Source organism: Streptomyces sp. NPDC058534 (genome assembly GCF_042717365.1).
GTDB lineage: Bacteria > Actinomycetota > Actinomycetes > Streptomycetales > Streptomycetaceae > Streptomyces.
On sequence record NZ_JBHXNW010000104.1, the window covers coordinates 1 to 4,238 of the forward strand.

At 65.1% G+C, this 4,238-nt stretch carries 3 protein-coding genes and 1 pseudogene; 1 reads left to right on the forward strand and 3 read right to left on the reverse strand.

Features of this window, described 5'->3' with window-relative positions; all coding sequences use genetic code 11:
* Positions 1-389 precede the first annotated feature (389 nt).
* Positions 390-1,748, forward strand: coding sequence for a hypothetical protein (locus tag ACFWR9_RS38645; RefSeq protein WP_383851190.1), 1,359 nt, complete (start codon positions 390-392; stop codon positions 1,746-1,748).
* 107 nt (positions 1,749-1,855) lie between these two features.
* On the opposite strand, the pseudogene ACFWR9_RS38650 reads toward ACFWR9_RS38645, so the two are convergent.
* The 3 genes and pseudogenes from ACFWR9_RS38650 to ACFWR9_RS38660 all read right to left on the reverse strand — a co-directional run.
* Positions 1,856-2,011: pseudogene (locus ACFWR9_RS38650) on the reverse strand (IS5/IS1182 family transposase); the annotation flags it as partial.
* Positions 2,012-2,526: 515 nt separating this feature from the next.
* Complete coding sequence (locus tag ACFWR9_RS38655) at positions 2,527-2,880, reverse strand: ASCH domain-containing protein (protein WP_383851193.1); 354 nt, start codon at positions 2,878-2,880, stop codon at positions 2,527-2,529.
* Positions 2,877-3,992, reverse strand: a complete 1,116-nt coding sequence (locus tag ACFWR9_RS38660; RefSeq protein ID WP_383851196.1) for a hypothetical protein — start codon at positions 3,990-3,992, stop codon at positions 2,877-2,879. Before ACFWR9_RS38660 ends, ACFWR9_RS38655 begins: the two co-directional genes overlap by 4 nt.
* Positions 3,993-4,238 lie beyond the last annotated feature (246 nt).

The window sequence follows — 4,238 nt, forward strand, 5'->3', positions numbered from 1 at the left end:
GCTCCGCAAGCGGGTCCTCCTCGCGGCGCGAGACCGTTCATGATCGCGGTTGTGGTGACCCTCCGTGGCCTGAGCACGGAAAGTGATCCAGAACCACGATTCAGCCGACGCCGACAGCCTGCCTTAAACAGGGGTGGCTAGAGTCCGCCTGGGCTCCGGTACAAAGGCATGCTCACGCGGCACAAGCAATTGCACGGGCTCTGGAGACTGCGACCAGGAATCATCATCAGGCCAACCTTCCTGACGAAGACACCTACCAACGAACGCTTGGACTTCCGGCCGAGGAAATAAGTCACGGCTCGGGCGTAGCGGTACGGGCTCGTTTACTGACTGCTTGGGCGAAGAATCCGAAGAAACTCGATCGTCGGCTACGCCGGAGCATGAGGCATTTGATCGACGACTCGCTACCGCTGACGGTGAAACTGCTCAATCACCTAGCAGTCCTCGCGCTGTCCGACCGCCCTTTGGAGGCGCACCGCGCCACTCTCCTGTCGCGTGATCTGGTGGCGTCACATCTGAAGTCAGAACCAGAACTTACGTGTTCGGTGATGGCACGGCACGTCAATCGTGAGCGGGAGTTGCTGTCCTCCCACCGCGGACAGATCGCCTACCGCGATGCCTACAACCGGGCGGAGCACCAGGAAGAGAAGGCGCGTGCGGCCCTGGACTTACATCGGGCTGCGCTGGAAGGCGATGTCAAGCGCACTGCCACTGTGGTCTTGGAACTGCTGGGCAGGACGATCCCACAAGGGGCCTCTCTCGCGTCGATACGAGGCCTGCTGGTGGCTGAGGGGGAACAGCCGCTCTGCAAATTGCTCGCTTCCACGATCCGCTCTGATTGGCGCAACGCGAACGCACACGAAGATTTCCGCTGGGACCCCGTCGACGGCACACTCCTTCTAGGTGGCCAGCCGACTGATCTGCAGGCGGTACTCAACGCTGTAATCCGAGCCCGCACCATCTGCCACGGATTCGAGCACGGAGTCGCCGTAGCCTACACGCAAAACGCATCCTTGATCAACTGGGGCGCGGGAGAGTCGACCTACGTCAGCCGAGACCTCGCCATACTTCAAGCCGTTGGGGAGGCCAGATTCTCGGTGCTGGACATTCGACGCCAGGGCAGTCTCGTGCGCTTGGACGTTCCCGATCTCTCCATCAACACCCTGAGAGAGGCATTCCGCGCGATTCTAAGAGGCTCCATAGCGGACCCTGGTGTCGAGCGTTGGGAGTTGCGACCACTCTCATCCGCCCAGCCGCCACTGTGCGTGGACAGCACGGGAACATGCGTCGGGCTCCGAGTCGCGGAACCCCTGTGGGAGACCGTCGATCCGCTCCCATTCGCCGAGCTCCCCTTGTTGGCAAACGCCATGACCAATGCAGGAGAGCCGGCCGAAATCGCAGCCTCATCGATTCTCTCCCTGGCTGCAGCCCATGTAGTTGGAGAGCGCGACCGCTTGTCGCGTGCTCTTGCCCACGGCGATCCAGCCGCCAAAAGCGAACTGATCAGCACTGCGATGCTGATCAGCAATGGCACCAAGGCCGCGGCCGACCTGCTTGAGAACCCAGCCCGACGCAAGTTGTTGGCTTTTGCCGAAGTTCTCGCCGGAGACTGCCACCGCCTGAATAGCGCTCCCCCCTTTGACCTCGCCCGCGGTTTCGTACCTGCAGATCGAACCCTGCGCAGGCACGTACCTTGCCTGCCGTGGCTCGGAGAACTCGAAGGCTCATCCAGCATCCGAAGCTGTTGATCAAGACACGTGGCCTCCTGATGTGATCGGCTTCGCCGAAGCAGGCATCAGAAAGTGGGCAGCAGAGCCATCACCGTTGACTGAGTCTGTTCCAACCTCACGCTGACGCGTGGTGAAGGACGAAGACGGCTTGTGCTCGTCGCGTGCTGGTGAGGACGGTTGACGGTCGAGTCCACCGAGACCGTCCAGTCGATCTCGTCGTGCGCGTGGGCGCGAGCAGTCAAGTGTGCCAGCACCTTGTCCCAGGTCCCGGAGCTGGACCAGGCCGACCCAGTTCTCCTCATCGGCCTTGGCGTGGATGGCGCGGACCCTCCAGCGACCGGCGGGCAGGGAAACCTTCGCCCGCGCGGTAGTCCACCACCCGGATATTCCTCGTTCGGATCACTGCCGGCTTCGGCGGAGTCCATTGGCAGGGGGCCCCTGTGGTCTACCTTTCGCCTTCCTCCCACCGGAGGGAAGGATCAGTGAGGACGGATTCTTGGTGGCTGGTTCGTCCCCCGGCACCAAGGCCTGCGTTCTTCCCTCACGACGGTGATTGCGCTGGCCAGATCGTTCACAGCACACGCCCTGTCGTAGTCATCCGTCGGACAGAACCATCCCGGCCCCTGTGCAACCTTGTCATGCGGTCAGCGCGGAGATGGGGACGACGTCCAAGGGACCACCCATTGATTCGACCCGGACGAGGGGTGTGGGAAGTGTCGGGTGCGGTGGACGAGGAAGCTCTCATAGCGGCAGCGTGCCCTCCGCCACTGACGATGGTCCTTCGCGCATGTGCGATTCAGCGAGTGAGCTTCATTGCGATGGCCAGGGCGCCGAGGGCTTCCTTCTCGGGGCCGTAGATCGTGCGGATATTGGCGAGTTGCTGGTCGCGGGTGGCCGTCGGATTGACATTGGGTGGGCCTTCTCCGTCAAAAAGGGCTTCGAAGTCGGGGTACTCGGTGACGCGGAGGACGTTCACATCGCAGGTCTCGTCGGTGCCCTTGATACGGAAGCGGATGGTGTCGCCCGGGGCGAGGTCGGCGAGGTGCGGGTACTTGACCCGCACCTCGATGGTCTTGGTACCTGCGGCAACGAGCTCGAAGTACTGGCGGTAGAGGTTGAGCTCGCGGAGGCGGGCGGTGCGGTCGGTCATCGGGAGGGAACGCTCCTGGGGGACGGTGAAGTGATCAGACGGCCGATTTCTGCGGCCGAGTACGAGCGGAAGAAGTGGCGGGGATCGGAGAGCAGTGTCTCGGCCATGGCGAGCAGTTGGTCGGCGTAGTCGGTGACGGTGCCGGGCCATTGCCGGGTGTCGAGCATCCAAGGGGCGGCGCCCTCGGGCAAGGGGGCGCGGCCTTCTCGTATGAGGGATTTCGACAGCTTGGCGCCGGTGTCGGTGACGACCTGGGGGCAGAACAGGCGGGCCGGGAGCTGGGTGCGGGTGAGGCCCACGGCCTGGAGGGCCTCGTCGACGAGGTGGGAGCCGAAGACCCAGTCGCCGCCCTTGACCATGACGTGCAGGGTGCCCTGGGGGCTGGTCAGGGCGAGTTCCTTGATCAGGTTGCGGTAGAGGGTGGCCAGGTCGAGGTAGCCGCCGCCGGTGGGGGTGATGGTGGCCTCGTACGGGCCGTGGTGCAGGCAGACGGCGAAGACCTCCGCCGAGTCAGGAGCGGTGAAGCGAACCCGCGTGCGTTCGGCGTGCTTCTCGGCCCAGCCGCAGCCGAGGTGCGGGCAGGGGACGCGGAGGTGCGGGGTGCCAGTGGAGGGAGCGAGCCACCAGCGGGCGGCGTCGATGCGGCGAAGCAGGCGCAGCCAGGTGTGGCGGTAGTGCTCGCCGGCCTGCTGCTGGGTGTAAGTCTCGATGCGGTGAGGGATACCCAGGCGCCTGGACAGAGCGGTAAAGAGGGGCTGGTAGAGGGCGGTGACGAGGTCCTGCAAGGCCTGCTCACCGAGGGCTTGGGCGTAGGCCCGCTGGTAGCGATGGCCGCTGTTCGGGTCGGTGGCCAGCTCGTACGGGGCGTTGTCGAGGGCGCTGAAGAGCACCTCGGTGACGAGGCCGAAACGGTCGCGCAGACGGGCCGCCATGGCGAAGGCCAGGGACTGTACGAGAGAGGTGCCGATGTGCGGGGCGCCGTTGATCTGGGTGCCGACGACCAGCACGATTCGCTCGGGCTGGGCAGCCAGGATGCGCGGGGCCAGGATGTCCTCGGCGTGGTGGAGGGCGTTGGCGAGGACGGTGTTCGGCGAGACGAGGTGCGGAGTCATGGGGTGCCCCTCTGGTGTCCGGGATGGCGAGGCTGCGTGGGTGCGGCCCCGCTCTCGTTGCGGTCGAATGCGGCCCAGACGCACTTCCCAGGGCCCGTTCTCTCCTTCACGCCCCAGCTGTCGGCGGTCGCGGCGACGATCAGCAGGCCGCGACCCGCGACGGCGGCCGCAAGGGGGACCCCCGGTGTGACGGTGCGGTCGCCGCCCGCGTGCACCACCATTCGCCGGCGGGCATTAAGTGTGACG